Raw genomic sequence first — 15509 nt, forward strand, 5'->3', positions numbered from 1 at the left:
TCGCCCGGCGCCCGGCAGGGTGGAGGGCATGCGCACCACCCGGATCGGCCTCACCCTCCTGTCCACCGCCGCGGTCGCCGTGGCCCTCGCGGGCTGCTCGGGCGGTGACGCCCCCGGACCGACCGAGACCGTCACGACGACGGCCACGGCCACGGCGACCCCGACCGCTCCGGCCGCGGGCGGTGGCACGGCACCGTCGCCGACGCCGTCCGCCACGTGCGGACCGGACGACGCCGGCACCGCGGTCACCCGGGCCACGGCGTCGCTGCCCGCACCCGCGGGCCTGTCCGGCGCCCGCTGGGACGCGACCGCGGCAGACACCTCCGGCTACGACGCCTGCGCGGCACTCTCCTGGTCCGTCGTCCCCGTCGCCGAGGGGACGGCGAGCAGTCCGAACGCCATCCTGCTGTTCCACGAGGGCACGTACCTCGGCACGGCCACGAAGGAGCAGTACCCGTTCCAGCCGACCGTGCGTCGGACCGCCGACGACGCCATCGCCGTCACCTACCGTTACGCGCGTGCGTCGGACGCGAACGCGGACCCGAGCGGGACGACCGATGCGACCTACACCTGGGACGGGGACGCCGGGCGCGTGCAGATGACCGGCGACGTGCCGCCGGAGCCGTGAGCCACGTTCGCTAGGGTCGAGCGGTGACAGTCATCATCGCCGGCTGCGGCGACCTCGGCATCGCCACCGGCCTCCGGTTCTCCGCGGCCGGCCACCGCGTCGTCGGCCTCCGTCGTCGTGCGGAACTGGTCCCGGCCCCGCTCGAGGGCCGCGCCGTCGACCTCCGGCAGGACGTCCCGATCGTCGACGACGACACCGACGTCGTGGTCGTCGCACTCGCGGCGGGCAGCCGCGACGTCGCGACGTACCGCGCGACCTACGTCGACGGGCTCCGGAACGTGCTGGACGGCATCGCGTCGTCCGCAGCCGCACCGCGGTTGCTGGTCGTGTCCTCGACCGCGGTGTACGGCGGCGAGGGTGACGTGACCGAGTCGACGCCCGCCACCGGGGGGACACCGACGGCGGACGTCCTGCTCGAGGCCGAGGCGCTGCTGCGCGCCCGTGTCCCGGACGCCACGCTCGTGCGCCTGTCGGGCATCTACGGCCCCGGTCGTGAGCGCCTGGTCGACCAGGTCCGCGACGGCGCTGCCCGTCTGGCCCCGACGCCGGAGCGGTCGCGCATGACGAACCGCATCCACCGGGACGACGCGGCGGCAGCACTCGTCCACCTGGCGTCGCTGCCGTCCCCGCCGACGACGGTGATCGGGACCGACGACGAGCCCGTCCGGCTCGACACCGTCACCCGGTTCATCGCGGCCGAGCTCGGCACGGAAGTGCCCGCGGTCGACGACACGGCGACCCCCGGCCCGGACAAGCGCCTGTCGAACGCGCTGCTGCGGTCGACCGGGTTCACGTTCTCGTACCCGACCTACCGCGAGGGCTACCGCGCCGTGATCGCCGGCGACGGCACGCGCCACCCCTGACGCTGATCAGGCCGCGGCGACGAGCAGCCGCGCGACCGACCGCGCCACGGCGGTGTCGTGCCCGGGGTCACGCAGCCGCATCGCGAGCGCTCCCGAGACCACGAGCGTGAGTTGTTCGCCGACGACGGCCGCAGCCGGGCCGACCAGGGGCTCGGCGAGCGCGGACAGCCGCGTGCGGAGCCCGTCCGTCTCGGCGTCCAGGACCACGCGGATCTCGGCGGGCGCGTCCGCGTACTCCGAGGCGGTCCCGAGGAACGCACACCACCGGGACGCGGCCGACCGGGCGCGGAAGTCGTCGAGCGCGTCGAAGACGGCCAGCAGCCGGTCGAGGGGGTCCGTCCAGCGTTCGACCGCAGCGGTCCAGGTGTCCTGCCAGTCGCGGTAGCGACGCGTCAACGTCGCCGCGACCAGGGCCTCCTTGCTCGCGTACCCGCGGTAGAGCGTCGCCGACGAGACCCCGGCATGTTCGAGCACCGCGTCGACGGACGTCGCGGCGATGCCGTGTGCGAAGAACAGCTCCTCGGCGGCGTCGAGCAGCTTCTGCTCCGTTCCTGCACGCATGGCCATGGCAGCACCCTAGACTCCAAGAAGTGAAACGATCGTTTTCGAAAACCACCGTGGTCCTCGCCGGGACGGCACTCATCGCCGTGACCTACGTGTGAGCAGTTTCGCTCTGTGTCGCTTTTTTCGTTTCGTTCGTTGTCAGCGTGGGGAGAATCGCAGATGGCCGCACCTCGGGACGGGATGCGGCCATCTGGCGGGTGCTGGTGCAGCAGGTATTAGTGGTGTCCGTGGACGACGGCGTGGCCGAGTCCGCGGCTGATCATCCACCGGTTCACGGGGGTGGTGATGATGAACGCGATGACGAGGGAGAACGCGAGAGAGCCCCAGAACAGCCAGTCGTTCAGCTGCGCGTCCATGGCGCCGGGAACGGCGACGATGACGGTGTTGTCGATGATCTCCATCACGGCGATCGAGACCGTGTCCGCGGCGAGGGCGACCTTGAACGCGGCGGAGAAAGTCAGGCCGGAGCGGATGACGCCGCGCATGGTGAGGGCGTAGCCGAAGATGAAGGCGAGCACGATCGAGAGGATGATCGTGCCGGTGTTGTGCAGGCCAGTAGCGGTGCCGATGACCATGCCGAGCACTTCCCCGATCGCGCAGCCGGTGAGGCAGTGCAGGGTCGCTTGCGCGGCCATCGACCATGTCGTCGTGCCGCGCCCGCTGCCGTGAGCCTGGTGGCTGTCGTGGTCGGTCATGTTGTGGTGTTCGTGGGTGTCCATGTCGCTCCTATCGGGTGTGGAAGGTGCGGAGGCGGAGGCTGTTGCTGACGACGAACACGGACGACAGCGCCATTGCGGCGCCGGCGATCATCGGGTTGAGCAGTCCAGCCATGGCGAGTGGGATCGCGGCGACGTTGTAGGCGAAAGCCCAGAACAGGTTCACCTTGATCGTGCCGAGGGTGCGGCGGGCGAGCGCGATCGCGTCCGCGGCGGCGCTCAGGTCCGCTCGGATGAGGGTGATGTCGGCGGCTTCCATGGCCGCGTCGGTGCCGCTACCCATCGCGATACCGAGGTCTGCGGCAGCGAGAGCGGCGGCGTCGTTGACGCCGTCGCCGATCATCGCCACGGACCGGCCCTGCTGCTGCAGCCGGATGACGGTCCGGTACTTGTCTTCGGGTCGCACCTCGGCTTCGACGTCGTCGATGCCGACCTCGGCAGCGACCGTGCGGGCGACGTCTTCGGCGTCGCCGGTGAGCATGATGGTGCGCAGCCCCATCTGGTGGAGGCGACGGATCGCATCCGGACTGGTCGACGCGATGGTGTCCGCGACGCTGATGACGCCGCGCGCTACGCCGTCCCATGCGACGACGACAGCGGTCGCGCCGCCACGTTCCGCGGTCCGGACCGCGTCCGTGATCGATTCGGGGATGGCGGTTGCCCACTGGTCGGTCAACCATGCGGGGCGGCCGACGAGCACGAGGGCGCCGTCGACGACGGCTTGCACGCCGAGCCCTGCGGTGGACTGGAATGTGTCCGCGGTGGGGTGATCGGTAGCTGCTGCGGTGATGGCGCGGGCGATGGGGTGTTCTGAGCCTGCTTCCGCGGCGGCGGCGAGGGCGAGCACCCGGGTGTCGGTTTCTCCCTCGATGGCGGTGACCTGGTGGACGCTCATCCTGCCGGTGGTGACGGTGCCGGTCTTGTCGAGCACGACGGTATCGATCCGGCGGGTGGCCTCGAGCACCTGGGGGCCGCGGATGAGGATCCCGAGTTGAGAGCCGCGGCCTGTGCCCACGAGCAACGCGGTGGGTGTTGCCAGGCCCAGGGCGCAGGGGCAGGCGATGACCAGCGTCGCGACCGCAGCGGTGAACGCGGCTTGCACGTCGCCGGTGATGAGCAGCCAGCCGATGAGAGTCAGCACTGCCAGGCCCATGACGATCGGGACGAACACGGCGGAGACCCGGTCGGCGAGGCGCTGCACTTCGGCCTTGCCGGTCTGCGCGGAGACGACGAGTCGGCCGATGCGAGCGAGCTCGGTGTCTTGTCCGACGCGGGTGGCTTCGACGATGAGCCGTCCGCCGACGTTCACGGTCGCTCCGGTGACGGTGTCGCTGGGCCCGACTTCGACGGGGACCGCTTCACCGGTCATGACACTGGTGTCGATCGCGCTCGTGCCGTCGGTGATGGTTCCGTCGGTGGCGATGCGCTCACCGGGACGGACCACGAACCGGTCCCCGACCTGCAGTGCCGCGGTCGGCACCTCGGTCTCGACACCGTCCCGGAGCACCCGGGCGGTCGGGGCACCCAACGCGAGGAGCGCCTGCAGGGCGGCGCCGGAGCGGTCCTTCGCGCGGGCTTCGAAGTACCGGCCGGCGAGGAGGAACACCGTCACTGCGGCGGCGACTTCGAAGTACGGCTCCGGGGCAGCACCGGGGTGCGGGAACCAGGAGAACGCCATTCGCATGCCGATGTGCCCGGCACCACCGAGCACGAGTGCCCACACGGACCATACGGTCGCCGCGGCGACGCCGACGCTGACAAGAGTGTCCATCGTCGCAGCGCCGTGTCGGGCGTTGATCCCGGCAGCGCGGTGGAATGGCCACGCGCCCCACACGGCGACCGGCAGCGCCAAGACCAGGACGGCCCACTGCCATCCCGGGAACTGCAGCGCCGGGATCATCGACAGCGCCACCACCGGGATAGCGAGCATCGCGGACACGATCAAGCGCCGCCGCAGCGGCGCGAGCTCGTCGCTGTCAGCGCCGGCCGGTTCGGGCAGGTGGGCGCCGTAGCCGGCGGCTTCAACGGTGCGGATCGCGTCGTCGACGGCGAGGTCCGCGGGGAGCGTCACGGAGGCGCTTTCCGTGGCGTAGTTCACGCTCGCGGTGACGCCGGGCAGCTTGTTCAGCTTCCGCTCGATCCGGTTCGCGCACGACGCGCACGTCATGCCCTCGATCGTCAGCTCAACCGGCGGGGTGCTGGTCGTCGTCATGATCCGACCAACGTGTAGCCGGCCTCCTCCACGGCGGCGGAGACTTCGTCCTGGGGCAGGTCGCGGGTGCTGGTCACCCGGGCGGTGGAGACACCGCCGACGTTGAGGTCGATCGTCACATCCGTGACGCCCGGAACAGCGGCGAGCTCCTCGTTGACGCTCATCACGCAGTGCCCGCACGTCATGCCCGTGATGCCGTACGTGTTCGTCAGCTGCTCACTCATCGTGGTGTTCCCTTCGTCACTTACATTCATCCGGTACCCTAGGGGGGTACCGTAGCGAGTGTAACGCTGGGTGGGCGGATGTGTTCCCGATCTGTCGAACCGGCGTCCGGGAAGAGGACAGAATGGCCACCAGGACTGATCGGCGCGAGCCGGCGCGGCAGAAGGCCGCTGACCGCAGGGAGGCGCAGCAGCGCATCCGCACCCGCCGACTGTGGCTGGTGGGTGCCGCCGTGGTCGTCGTGCTCGCCGCGGTCACCGCCGTCACCGTGACCTCGCTGACTCGCGGCGACGACACGGCGCGGACGGCGTCCGGCACGTCGGCGGCGCCGCCGTGGCCGGCCCCCGCGGATGCGGCGGCGCGGGCGAACGCTGCTGGGCTCGAGGTGGCCGGGATGGAAGGCGCGGCGCTGCACACGCATCAGCATCTTTCGGTCTCCGTGGATGGTAAGCCAGTTGCCGTGCCGGCGAACATCGGCGTCGACGTGCAGCAGGGTGGCATGTCTGCGCTGCACACCCATGACACGTCCGGCATCGTGCACGTCGAATCTGCGGAGGTGCAGCCGTTCACCCTCGGACAGCTCTTCACCGAATGGGGCGTTGCTCTTCGGGCACGCCAGGTCGGTGGGTACGTCGACGGGCGGGACGGACAAGAGATTGCAGTGTTCGTCGACGGTGAGCAGACGTCGACGCCGTTGCCAAGACTGCGACTCGAGGATCAGCAGGACATTGCCATCGTCATCACCCGCGGCGTCGGCACCCCGATCGCGCCGGCCCCGTTCGATTGGTCAACGGCGTCATGAGCACCGCTACCGTGAACGCAGAACCCCGAGGAGCGTCCATGACCGACACCACCGCACCCGCAGCCGAGCAGGAGCACCACCACGGGTACATCACCGCGAAGGACGACTACCTCAAGCGGTTGCGCCGCATCGAGGGACAGGCCCGCGGGCTGCAGCGGATGGTCGACGAGGAGCAGTACTGCATCGACATCCTCACTCAGGTGTCCGCGATGACCAAGGCGCTGCAATCCGTCGCGTTGGGTCTTCTGGACGACCACCTCGCGCACTGCGTCACCGACGCCGTCGCCGAAGGCGGCGACGCGGCCGCGGAGAAGCTCAAGGAAGCTTCCGACGCGATCGCCCGACTCGTACGCGCCTGAACAGCACCTTGACGAGCAGACGGGGCGGTTGTTCTCTCAGCGCTCGTCCTGCACCATAGAACCCGCACACCGACCGGCCACCAGTACGGATCCGCATGCTCACCACCGCGAACACCACGCGCCGCCGCCTGCTTATGCAGGCCACGGCGGTGCTGGCGTTGCTGCTGCTGGTCGGGTTCACGGTCCTGATGCACAGCATGCTCGGCCACGCCACCACCGGCGAGCACAGCATGAGCGCGACGTCGAGCATGACTGCCGAGCACACTCATGGCGGCACAGCTGCGCATGATGCGCACGCTGCCGGGCCTGCCGGCGCCGTCATGACCGTCCTCAGTGACGGCGGCTGCGACGGCGGCTTGTGTGCGCTGATGTGTTCCCTGATGGGGATGGCGTGCGCGTTGACGATCACCCTGTTCGCGTGGGCGCTGTTGGGCGCCCGCACCGGCGGGGTTCTCTACGTCCTGGCGCGACTGCTCGCACTGGTTGACCGGGTTGCGCGCCGCGTCGCGACACCCAAGCCGCCATCGCTCGCGGCGCTGCAGATCATCCGCATCTGATTCGTCCCCGGCGGGAGTACTCCCTTCGGGAGATCCCGCATGCCCAGAACACGGGCAGGTATTCGCCTGCCCGGAACACCTGACGCATTCACGGGAACGGATCCATGAACACCACCATCACGCGCACCCTCGCGGCCGCCGCCGCACTGACCATCGGCATCACCCTCGCCGGCTGCTCCACCAACAACACCAGCTCCTCCGACAGCTCCTCCTCGTCGTCGGCAGCGTCGGCGCACAACGACCAGGACGTGATGTTCACCCAGGGGATGCTGCCGCATCACCAGCAGGCGATCGAGATGAGCGACATGCTCCTCGACAAGGGCTCGGACGTTGACGGCGATGTCGTCACCCTCGCCAAGCAGATCAAGGCCGAGCAGGCACCGGAAATCAAGACAATGACCGGCTGGCTGAAGGCCTGGGGTGAGCCCACCGAGAGCTCCAGCATGTCCGGGATGGATCACTCCTCGATGTCGGGCGGGATGATGTCCGATTCCGACATGGACGCCCTCGACAAGGCCTCCGCTGCGGACGCCGGGAAGCTCTACCTCGAGCAGATGGTCGAGCACCACACCAGCGCCGTCGACATGGCCAAGACCGAAGTCGACAAGGGCAAGAACACCGACGCGATCGCGATGGCGAAGTCGATCGTGTCGAGCCAGACCGAGCAGATCACCCAGATGAAGGACATGCTCGCGTCGATGTGACCCCGGCGCGGGTCGCGGCGGTGCCCCCCTTCACTGCCGCGGCCCGCGACCGGCCCCCTCCGCTTCTCACGCTCGACTGCCGTCGAACCCCCACTCTGTTTCGTTCGGTCCATCCCGGGCCGCCCCCTTCTTGGAGCATGCCTGTGCCCCCGCACCACCCCCAGACACTCTCTCCCGCCCCGCTGACCCGCCGTGAAGCTCTCGCCGCCGAACGCGCCGCAGCGAGTACCCAAACCCGCCGCACCAGCACGGCACCCCGGGCTGGTGTCCGCCCAGTCGCCGTGCGGCCACTACCGGCACCGGCACCGACCGTCGCCGCAGCACCGACCCGAGGTCGCACGCTGCGGTCCCGCGCGCTGGCAGCGATCCCCGTCACCGGGGCGACCGCGGCGATGGCGCTGTTCGCCGCCGCGGCACTGCCCGCCCAAGCCACCACCGGCCCCACGGCCACCGTGCCCGGTATCAGCCCAGTCATCACCGGGCAGAGCTTCACCGCTGCCGGCGTGACGGTCTCGGCCGACCGCGACGGGTACACCGTCACCAAGCCTGCACCGAAACCGACCATCACCACCACCAAGCCCGCTGGCACGGCGACAGCAGCCAGCAGCGAAGCGACCACACCAACGGCCGCGACCGGCGCGATCGTGAACACCGGCGCGGGCGATATCCGCTGGCCCGTCGCCGGCGCCATCCGGATCAGCTCACCCTTCGGCGCACGCAGCGCCCCGTGCGCGGCATGCTCGTCGATGCATCAAGGTGCGGACATCACCCCCGGCGCCGGCACCCCGATCGGTGCCGTCGCCGCCGGCACCGTCCGCGTCTCCGGCACGCACCCGGAGTACGGCCAGTACGTCATCATCGACCACCAGATCGACGGGCAGACCATCTCCACCCTCTACGCGCACATGATCTTCGGCTCATCCCCGCTGCGCGCCGGGCAGCAGGTCACCGTGGGGCAGCTCGTCGGCCTCGTCGGCAACACCGGAGCCAGCACTGGCGCGCACCTGCACCTGCAAGTGATGCTCGGCGGCGTGACCCCGGTCGATCCGATCGCCTGGCTCACCGCGAACGCGGGACGCACCTTGTGATCCCGACATCGGGTGGCGCGACGCGGCGGTACCCGCCCGTGCGCTCGCCATCATGTTGGCGCTCGTCGTCGCTTCCGCGGCTCCTTTCGCCGCTCCCACCTCGGCGACTGCGGCGAGCTTTCCGACGTGGGACCAGGTCGAAGCCGCCCGCGGAAGCGAGCAAGCCAAGCAAACACAGATCCGCTCGTTGACGGCGCTGATTGATCAGCTCCAGCAACGGACCCAGGCTGCGAAGGACCGCGCCGCGGCGGCTGGGCAGTCGTACCAGCAGGCACAGGACGACCTCGATCAAGCATCCGCCGTGCACGCCAAGCTCGCCGCCAGCACCGCGGCCGCACGCGAGGACGCCGACGAGCTCGGGAGCACCGTCGGACAGGTAGCGGCAGCGATGACTCGACGTGGCGGGAACGGGATCGGTGCCGGCGCGATCATCGGCGATGACGACCCCGACGCGTTCCTACGGCGGATGAGCATGTCGAGCAAGATCGGTGAGCAGGTCGACGGGCTCTACACCCGCGCGAGCACCTCGGCCAAAACCGCGTCCGCCCTCGCGGCGCAAGCGAAGGTCGCGAAGACCGCCCGCACGAAACTTGCCACCGCCGCCAAGACCGCCCTCAACAAAGCGGTCGCAGCCAGCGATGCTGCCGCAACGGCGGAGCAAGCTGAGCGGGACAACGTGGGCACCATGCAGGCGCAGCTGGTGACGCTGCGAGATGACCGTCTCAGCATCGAGCAGGGCTACCAATCAGGCGTCCGCGCTCGAACCGCCGCAGCAGCCGCAGCCGCCGCAGCCGCAGCAGCCGCAAAAGCCGCAGCTGAGGCACGTGCTCGCCAGCAGGCGGCCGCCGCAGCAGCAGCCGCGGCCGCGGCCGCCCGCCCAGCGCCGGAGCAATCCGCTGCACCGGCCCCGGTGGGTGCAACACCACGCCCAACGGGTGGTAGCTCCACATCGGGGTGGACTCGGCCCATCACCTCGTACAGCTTCTACCAGGCCTACGGGTACCGGATTCACCCCGTCTACGGCGATTACCGACTCCACGCCGGCGCCGACTTCAGCGCCGCATGCGGCACCCCGATCTACGCCACCGCTGCAGGCACCGTCACCTACGCCGGCCCCTACGGCGGCTACGGCAACATCGTGATCATCGACCACGGCGGCGGCATCACCAGCGCCTACGCCCACGTGTACGCCACCGGCATCTACGTCAGAACCGGGCAAAACATCGCCGCCGGGCAAAACATCGCCGGCGTCGGCAACGCCGGCGTTTCCACCGGCTGCCACCTGCACTTCGAGATCCGCAACAACGGCGTCGCCACCGATCCCATGGCCTTCCTCGCCACACGAGGAGTCAACTAACCGCAGGGCTCCGCACACTCGTCCGACGCCATCCGGTGTCGGCGCATCACCAGAACCAGCAACACCGACGGAAAGGACAACGCACATGAGCACCACCACGGACATGCTCCGCACCTACCCGAAGGACCTCGGCGGCATCGACCAAGCAGCCCTCGCAGCGTGTATCGACGCCTGCTTCGAATGCGCGCAAACCTGTACTGCCTGCGCCGACGCGTGCCTGTCCGAGAACATGGTCGCCGAACTCACCAAGTGCATCCGCACCAACCTCGACTGCGCCGACGTCTGCGCCAGCACCGGCAACGTGCTCTCACGCCACACCGGCTACGACGCCACCCTCACCCGCGCCGTCCTCGAGGCCTGCCGCGCCGCGTGCAAGGCGTGCGGCGACGAATGCGCCCAGCACGCCGACATGCACGAGCACTGCAAGATCTGCGCCGAGGCCTGCCGCCGCTGCGAAGAAGCCTGCACCACGCTCCTCGCAACGCTCTAACAACACGAACGCCGATCGAGGGGTGCTTCATGCGCCCCTCGATCGCGCTTCTCGCTCGCAGCGCTTCCGCTGAGGGGTGAGCAGCTTCACTGCTTCGTGTCGGGCGAACGCTTTGGCTGCAGGAATGCGGGCATCCTGCACCGTGAGAAGCGCGGTGGACCTTGATCCGTCTCAGCGCACGCTTACTGATTGGGCTGAGACCGCCGATGAGCAGGGGATCGCACTGCCGTTCGACTTCACCGATGAGAACGATCCTGCAGTACTTCGTCAGCTTCGTGCCGCCGACAGCTGGGACACGATCTTCGTAGACACTCCGGGGAACCTTGAACCTTCCGCGGCGGAACGGATTGGTCTGGTGCTCGACTCAACCGACTTCGCAGTCCTTCCACTTGAGCCGCAGCCGGCGAGCATTCGGCCGCTGCTCCGGACGATCAAATCTCTCGTGGAGCCACGAGGCATCTCGTACCGCGCTGTCATCAGCCGCGTGGGCCGCAACGAGGCGTCCTACGCGCGGAAGGACGACACTTTCAAGGCACTCGATGGCGCCGAGATCCCGCATCTGAACACCTGGATCCGCGAGTACATCGCGCATTCGGATGCGCAAGGCACCGGCGAGGTCGTCACCAACTACGCGCCGACCCGCAACACGAGCCTTGCGGTGGATGACTTTATGTCGGCAGCGCTCGAGCTGACCACGATCTGGGCTAACGGAGGGAAGTAGTCATGGCGCGCGCAAACCTAGCCGGCATCATCGGCAAACAGGTTGAGACCGTCCCGGTGCCCACTACCAAAGCGGAGCCCGAGAAGTCCCAACCATCTGCGGCGGTTTTGAACGACATCGGAGCAGATGTGCCGAAGTGGCTCACATTCGAGCCGAAACCGACGCGACAGCGGCACGACCAGCTGGCCTGGATCGAAGCCAAACGCAAGGAGCTCAACGTCCTTCGTGGCCGGGCGGGCGAGCGGTTGACCGACAACACGCTGATTCGAGTTGCCGTCGACCTGCTCATAGCCAACGGCGACCGCTTGAGCGGCACGACCGAGGCAGAACTGCGCGAATCCTTAGGGATCCGCGACGCTGATCTTTCTGGCTGAGTTGCAACTTTCAAGTTGCTAACTACTTGCTTCGTTCTGTCAGACAGGATCGCTCGACCCAGGCGCCTGTAACGCTGGCCGAGCGGGTGCCGGCGCGATGACCTCCGCAGGCAGCTCCGCAGTGATGGAGAGAATTGCCTGCTTGTACTCCTCGACGTCTGCGGCGATCGCGATCGGTGCATGGCTCGCCAGCACAATAATCTCGAGGGCTGTCGCGAACCGTTTCAGTGCCACCCAGATGCCCTTTTCCTTGACCGGGGGGAGCACCGATCCAGGGTTGAGCTCCACTTGGCCGCGGAAGCGGTTCGCTTCTCGCTCGAGGGCGTCAAGGCCGCCCACCTTGAAGAGGTCGACGTCACGGATGGCGGAGTGCGCGTAGCCGAGCAGGGTCTCGCGAACTGTGTCTGGCAGGTCGGTTGCGTTATCGATCGAATCGATCAGCTCCTGAGCACTGTCTCGCACCTCAGCCAGCTGGTCGTCCTCCGGCACTGCTCCGGCTCCGGGGAGCCGTTGCAAGACGCGACTGCAGCTCTTCAAGGCCTGGACGTGCCCAGCGTTGAACTTCCGCTGCATCTGCACCATTTGAGTCGTCGATTCGGCCGCGATCGACATGGCATCTCGCGCTGCCTCGAGCGCGGGCCTGAAGTCATCCAGGTTCTCCTCAGCGTGCTCTGTCGATAGGAGCAGATCGGCAATGAGCTTGGGCAGCACGAAGAGCGGGGCGATGCCACCCAGGATCTCGATGCTGCTGGCGCCACCGGGTAGGTCCAGGTAGCGCCGCCACCCCTCGAGGACGGAGTCGTTGCCGTTCTCTCGCTCGCAGTGCTCAAGGAATCGGTACAGCCGGCCTGCCGGGTTGCTGAGGAACTTATCCACGGGCTGACGCTACCTGAGCAACTGACGCTTCCGCCCGCGGGAGAGCGAGATCCGATGACGTTGCGACTGGGTGGCGATCGAGAGCCCGATACACCGTCGCTCGGCCGATGCCGAACAGTTCGACGAGCTCGGCGATCGAGTGGTCGCCGGCGCGGTGCAACGCGACGAGATGACGTTCCTGTGCGGGGGAGAGCTTGGGCTTCCGACCCTTGAGCTTGCCGCGCACCTTCGCGGTGGCCATGCCCTCTCGGGTCCGGGCGCGGATCAGGTCCGACTCGAACTCAGCCACCATGCCCAGCACGTTGAACAGCAACCGGCCGACAGGGTCCGTGGGGTCGTAGACCGATCCACCGAGGTTCAGGCGCACGCCGCGACGGGTCAGCTCCTCAGCGATGTCCGTTGCATCCCGCAGCGATCGCGCGAGCCGGTCAAGCTTCGTCACGACGAGTGTGTCTCCCGGACGGCAGGCAGCCAGCGCGGATTTCAGCCCCGGCCGATCACGTTTCGTGCCCGTCATGCCCTTGTCGGTGAACACGCGTTCCGACGGCACGCCGAGTGCCACCAGCGCGTCGGTTTGAGCGGTGAGGTCTTGGCCGTCGGTTGAGACGCGGGCGTAGCCGAGTGTCCATCCGGATTCCATACTCACAGTCTCGCATAGGGCACCATCACCGGAACCTATTTCGGACTACCTATCTGAGACGCGCTGATGTCAGACGTTCCGCGGGTGTGAGCAGCCTCGATCTGTGTCGTCGTTTTCGCTGCGGTCCGTGCCGGGTCAGGTGGTGCCGATGACGAGGGTGCTGCGTGCGGCTTCGACGACGTCGTTGGTGATGACGTCGAGCTCGTTGATCTTCAGGACGCGTTGGATCTGTGGGAGCAGGCGTTCGAGGAGGCGGAAGTTGCCGCGGGTGATGCGTTCGACCGCAGCGATGGCTTGCGCGTCGGTGAAGTCGTCGGGGTCGAGTGCCTTGCCGAGCTTTCGCCATTGGCGTTCGAGGACGAACAGCAGCTCGTCGTGGCCGAGGGGACGGTACTGGTGGGCGAACCCGAGTCGGCTGTAAAGCTGCGGGTAATGGCTGAACTGCTTCTCGATGCCGGGCATGCCGATGAGGATCATCGCGATGCCGGTGCGGTCGTATTGGTCGCGGAGCCACTCGATCGCGTTGCCGGTGAGGCGTTCGGACTCGTCGATGATGATCAGCTCGAGCAAGGACGGGTTGGGGCCGTGCATGTGGTCGACGTGGCCGCCGTGGAGGATGAGGTGTTCCTCGATGCAGCGTTCGGTGCGGAGCATGTCGTGCCGAAGGTCGTCCTGCAGGGCGCGCATCGTTGCGGAGACTTCGGGCGTGTAAAAGACGGTCCGGGCGCGGTGGGCGGCGGCGTAGATCTTGGTGTCGTCTTCGCTTCGCGCGGCCCACCTGGCGATGAACGGGCCGATGCTGTCCCAGTGCGCGTAGCGGCGGGCTGAGAGGGTCTTACCGACGCCGGCAGGGCCGAAACAGACCCCGATGGTGTTCTGCTTCCGGACGGCGTCAGCGAACTCCGCGAACCGGCGGTGCTCCTTGGTGATGATGAACTGGCTCGTCATGACCGGTCCTCCTCGTAGGTCTTTAGTCGCGGTTGATCCGGTGCGGGTGCTGGTGGGGTGTGATCATCGGGTGTCGGGCGGACGATCGCGATGCGTTCGCGGATCTGCCCGCGCAGGGCTCTTCGTTGCGCGTTCCGGGCGGCCTGGATCTGCTTGAGACTGATGGTCTCGGTCTGATGCGCGGTACTGATCGCGGTGCACAGGAACGCGTCGCGGTGAAAGACACGGATCTCGGTGACGTCGCGGGGGTCGTACCGGACGCTGACGGTGCTGCCCACGAAGGGTGCGAGAGTGGTTGCGGTATAGCGGAGCCCTTCAAAGTGGATGCCGTCTCGTTGCACGACGCGCGTGGTCGGGACGGTGAGCAGGAACCCGTCGAGCTGCTCGAGGGAGTCCGGCATTCGTGGCAGCCACCCGTCTGCGATCCACGCTTCCAGTGGGCTCTTCCGGAGCTCGCGGTGGATGCGGGCGTTGTAGCGGCGGATGAACGTGTTGATGGCACTGTCGACACCGGCGAGATCCAGCGCCGGCGTCGGCGCCGAGGATCCGGGTGCGAGGTGGCCGGGGAGCGTTGGGAGCAGCTCGGTGTTGATGGTGCCGAAGAACCGCTCGATCTTCCCGCGGCCCTGGGGGCGAGCGACCTGCGAGTGGATGATGCGGAGGTGCAGCACGGCGGCGGTGTCGCCGATTCGGTGGCTGGTGAAGTCGGACCCGTGGTCTGTGTAGAGCACGTCTGGGATCCCGCAGACAGGCCAGTCCGGTTCCGGCTTGTGCCAGATCGCTTGCCGGAGCGCGAGCGCGGTGTTCGCGGCGGATGGGGCGCCGAGGAACACCATGTACCCGCAGACCGCGCGGGAGTAGTCGTCGAGGATCACCGTCAACCACGGCCGTTCGGGCTTGCCGTCGGGTCCGACGATGAGCAGGTCGAGCATCGTATGGTCCGCCTGCCAGATCGCGTTGGGGCGATCCGCACGACGTCGGAGCAGCAGTTCGTGCTTGTCCCGATATGACGCGGGCCCCTCAAGCGCGAGCGTCACCATCCCGGGATCAAGCCCGTTCACGATCGACCGCACAACGGAGTATGACGGCGCCGAGAGACCTCGTTTGGTGCAGTAATTGTCGACCTGGCGGTGAATCGTGGCGATCGAGGGTCGTGGCTTGGTGAGTGCGAGCCCCTCAATCAGGCGCACCAGTTCCGGTGCCGTCCGTCGGGCGCCGTGATCGGTGCGGGTGCCGTCGGCGAGAGCCGGGTATCCGCCGGTTCGGTAGCGGGCCAGCCAGCGTTGCAGGGTGCGCTCAGCGACGCCCGTGGTGCGGGCCAGGGTGGCGAGCGGGATGGCGTCCTCGACGTGCAGTCGAAGGATGCCCCACCGCTCGCTCGCGTCCAT

19 protein-coding genes are annotated in these 15509 nt (G+C 68.1%); 11 read left to right on the plus strand and 8 right to left on the minus strand.

Going from position 1 to position 15509, the window contains the following annotated elements; translation table 11 throughout:
• Nucleotides 1-28 precede the first annotated feature (28 nt).
• Together DEJ13_RS07600 and DEJ13_RS07605 are read left to right on the plus strand one after the other, a co-directional pair.
• Complete coding sequence (locus DEJ13_RS07600; RefSeq protein WP_111107416.1) at nucleotides 29-628, plus strand: LppP/LprE family lipoprotein; 600 nt, start codon at nucleotides 29-31, stop codon at nucleotides 626-628.
• Between the two features lie 23 nt (nucleotides 629-651).
• Nucleotides 652-1491: an NAD-dependent epimerase/dehydratase family protein gene (locus DEJ13_RS07605; RefSeq protein ID WP_111107415.1), complete on the plus strand. Its 840-nt coding sequence runs from the start codon at nucleotides 652-654 to the stop codon at nucleotides 1489-1491.
• A 6-nt stretch (nucleotides 1492-1497) separates the two neighbouring features.
• Here DEJ13_RS07605 and DEJ13_RS07610 read toward each other — a convergent pair whose 3' ends face one another.
• From DEJ13_RS07610 to DEJ13_RS07625, 4 genes are all read right to left on the minus strand, one after another.
• Nucleotides 1498-2058, minus strand: a complete 561-nt coding sequence (locus DEJ13_RS07610; protein WP_111107414.1) for a TetR/AcrR family transcriptional regulator — start codon at nucleotides 2056-2058, stop codon at nucleotides 1498-1500.
• Between the two features lie 212 nt (nucleotides 2059-2270).
• Nucleotides 2271-2774 carry a DUF4396 domain-containing protein gene (locus DEJ13_RS07615; RefSeq protein WP_258374134.1) on the minus strand — a complete coding sequence of 168 codons (504 nt, stop codon included), beginning with the start codon at nucleotides 2772-2774 and terminating at the stop codon, nucleotides 2271-2273.
• Nucleotides 2775-2781: 7 nt separating this feature from the next.
• Nucleotides 2782-4983: a heavy metal translocating P-type ATPase gene (locus tag DEJ13_RS07620; protein ID WP_111107413.1), complete on the minus strand. Its 2202-nt coding sequence runs from the start codon at nucleotides 4981-4983 to the stop codon at nucleotides 2782-2784.
• Entirely contained in the window at nucleotides 4980-5207 is a 228-nt protein-coding gene (locus DEJ13_RS07625; RefSeq protein ID WP_111107412.1) for a heavy-metal-associated domain-containing protein, read from the minus strand. The genes DEJ13_RS07620 and DEJ13_RS07625 overlap by 4 nt, the downstream gene beginning before the upstream one ends.
• A gap of 122 nt (nucleotides 5208-5329) precedes the next feature.
• On the opposite strand from DEJ13_RS07625, the gene DEJ13_RS07630 reads away from it, so the two are divergent.
• The 9 genes from DEJ13_RS07630 to DEJ13_RS07670 all read left to right on the plus strand — a co-directional run bounded on the left by DEJ13_RS07630 (nucleotide 5330) and on the right by DEJ13_RS07670 (nucleotide 11657).
• On the plus strand, nucleotides 5330-6007 hold the full coding sequence (locus tag DEJ13_RS07630) for a hypothetical protein (protein WP_111107411.1): 678 nt from the start codon (nucleotides 5330-5332) through the stop codon (nucleotides 6005-6007).
• Nucleotides 6008-6045: 38 nt separating this feature from the next.
• Entirely contained in the window at nucleotides 6046-6366 is a 321-nt protein-coding gene (locus DEJ13_RS07635) for a metal-sensitive transcriptional regulator (RefSeq protein WP_111107410.1), read from the plus strand.
• A gap of 95 nt (nucleotides 6367-6461) precedes the next feature.
• A complete protein-coding gene (locus DEJ13_RS07640; RefSeq protein WP_111107409.1) occupies nucleotides 6462-6923 on the plus strand; it encodes a hypothetical protein in 462 nt (153 codons plus the stop codon).
• A gap of 104 nt (nucleotides 6924-7027) precedes the next feature.
• On the plus strand, nucleotides 7028-7627 hold the full coding sequence (locus DEJ13_RS07645) for a DUF305 domain-containing protein (RefSeq protein WP_111107408.1): 600 nt from the start codon (nucleotides 7028-7030) through the stop codon (nucleotides 7625-7627).
• Between the two features lie 392 nt (nucleotides 7628-8019).
• On the plus strand, nucleotides 8020-8715 hold the full coding sequence (locus DEJ13_RS07650; protein ID WP_146245341.1) for a M23 family metallopeptidase: 696 nt from the start codon (nucleotides 8020-8022) through the stop codon (nucleotides 8713-8715).
• A 52-nt stretch (nucleotides 8716-8767) separates the two neighbouring features.
• Entirely contained in the window at nucleotides 8768-10072 is a 1305-nt protein-coding gene (locus tag DEJ13_RS07655) for a M23 family metallopeptidase (protein ID WP_111108268.1), read from the plus strand.
• An 85-nt stretch (nucleotides 10073-10157) separates the two neighbouring features.
• Nucleotides 10158-10562 (plus strand): four-helix bundle copper-binding protein, encoded by a 405-nt coding sequence (locus DEJ13_RS07660; RefSeq protein ID WP_111108267.1) that lies wholly within the window; start codon nucleotides 10158-10160, stop codon nucleotides 10560-10562.
• 154 nt (nucleotides 10563-10716) lie between these two features.
• Nucleotides 10717-11283 (plus strand): ParA family protein, encoded by a 567-nt coding sequence (locus tag DEJ13_RS07665; RefSeq protein WP_111108266.1) that lies wholly within the window; start codon nucleotides 10717-10719, stop codon nucleotides 11281-11283.
• A 2-nt stretch (nucleotides 11284-11285) separates the two neighbouring features.
• Nucleotides 11286-11657, plus strand: coding sequence for a hypothetical protein (locus tag DEJ13_RS07670; RefSeq protein ID WP_220037627.1), 372 nt, complete (start codon nucleotides 11286-11288; stop codon nucleotides 11655-11657).
• A 39-nt stretch (nucleotides 11658-11696) separates the two neighbouring features.
• Here the strand turns inward: DEJ13_RS07670 and DEJ13_RS07675 are convergent, their stop codons facing one another.
• The 4 genes from DEJ13_RS07675 to DEJ13_RS07690 form a co-directional block, all read right to left on the minus strand.
• Nucleotides 11697-12533, minus strand: a complete 837-nt coding sequence (locus DEJ13_RS07675; protein WP_111108265.1) for a hypothetical protein — start codon at nucleotides 12531-12533, stop codon at nucleotides 11697-11699.
• Entirely contained in the window at nucleotides 12526-13173 is a 648-nt protein-coding gene (locus DEJ13_RS07680; RefSeq protein WP_111108264.1) for a recombinase family protein, read from the minus strand. Before DEJ13_RS07680 ends, DEJ13_RS07675 begins: the two co-directional genes overlap by 8 nt.
• 135 nt (nucleotides 13174-13308) lie before the next feature.
• On the minus strand, nucleotides 13309-14121 hold the full coding sequence (locus tag DEJ13_RS07685; protein WP_111108279.1) for an AAA family ATPase: 813 nt from the start codon (nucleotides 14119-14121) through the stop codon (nucleotides 13309-13311).
• Nucleotides 14118-15509 carry a TnsB C-terminal domain-containing protein gene (locus DEJ13_RS07690; RefSeq protein ID WP_082473848.1) on the minus strand — a complete coding sequence of 464 codons (1392 nt, stop codon included), beginning with the start codon at nucleotides 15507-15509 and terminating at the stop codon, nucleotides 14118-14120. The genes DEJ13_RS07685 and DEJ13_RS07690 overlap by 4 nt, the downstream gene beginning before the upstream one ends.

The organism is Curtobacterium sp. MCLR17_007, from assembly GCF_003234655.2.
In the GTDB taxonomy this organism is placed as follows: domain Bacteria; phylum Actinomycetota; class Actinomycetes; order Actinomycetales; family Microbacteriaceae; genus Curtobacterium.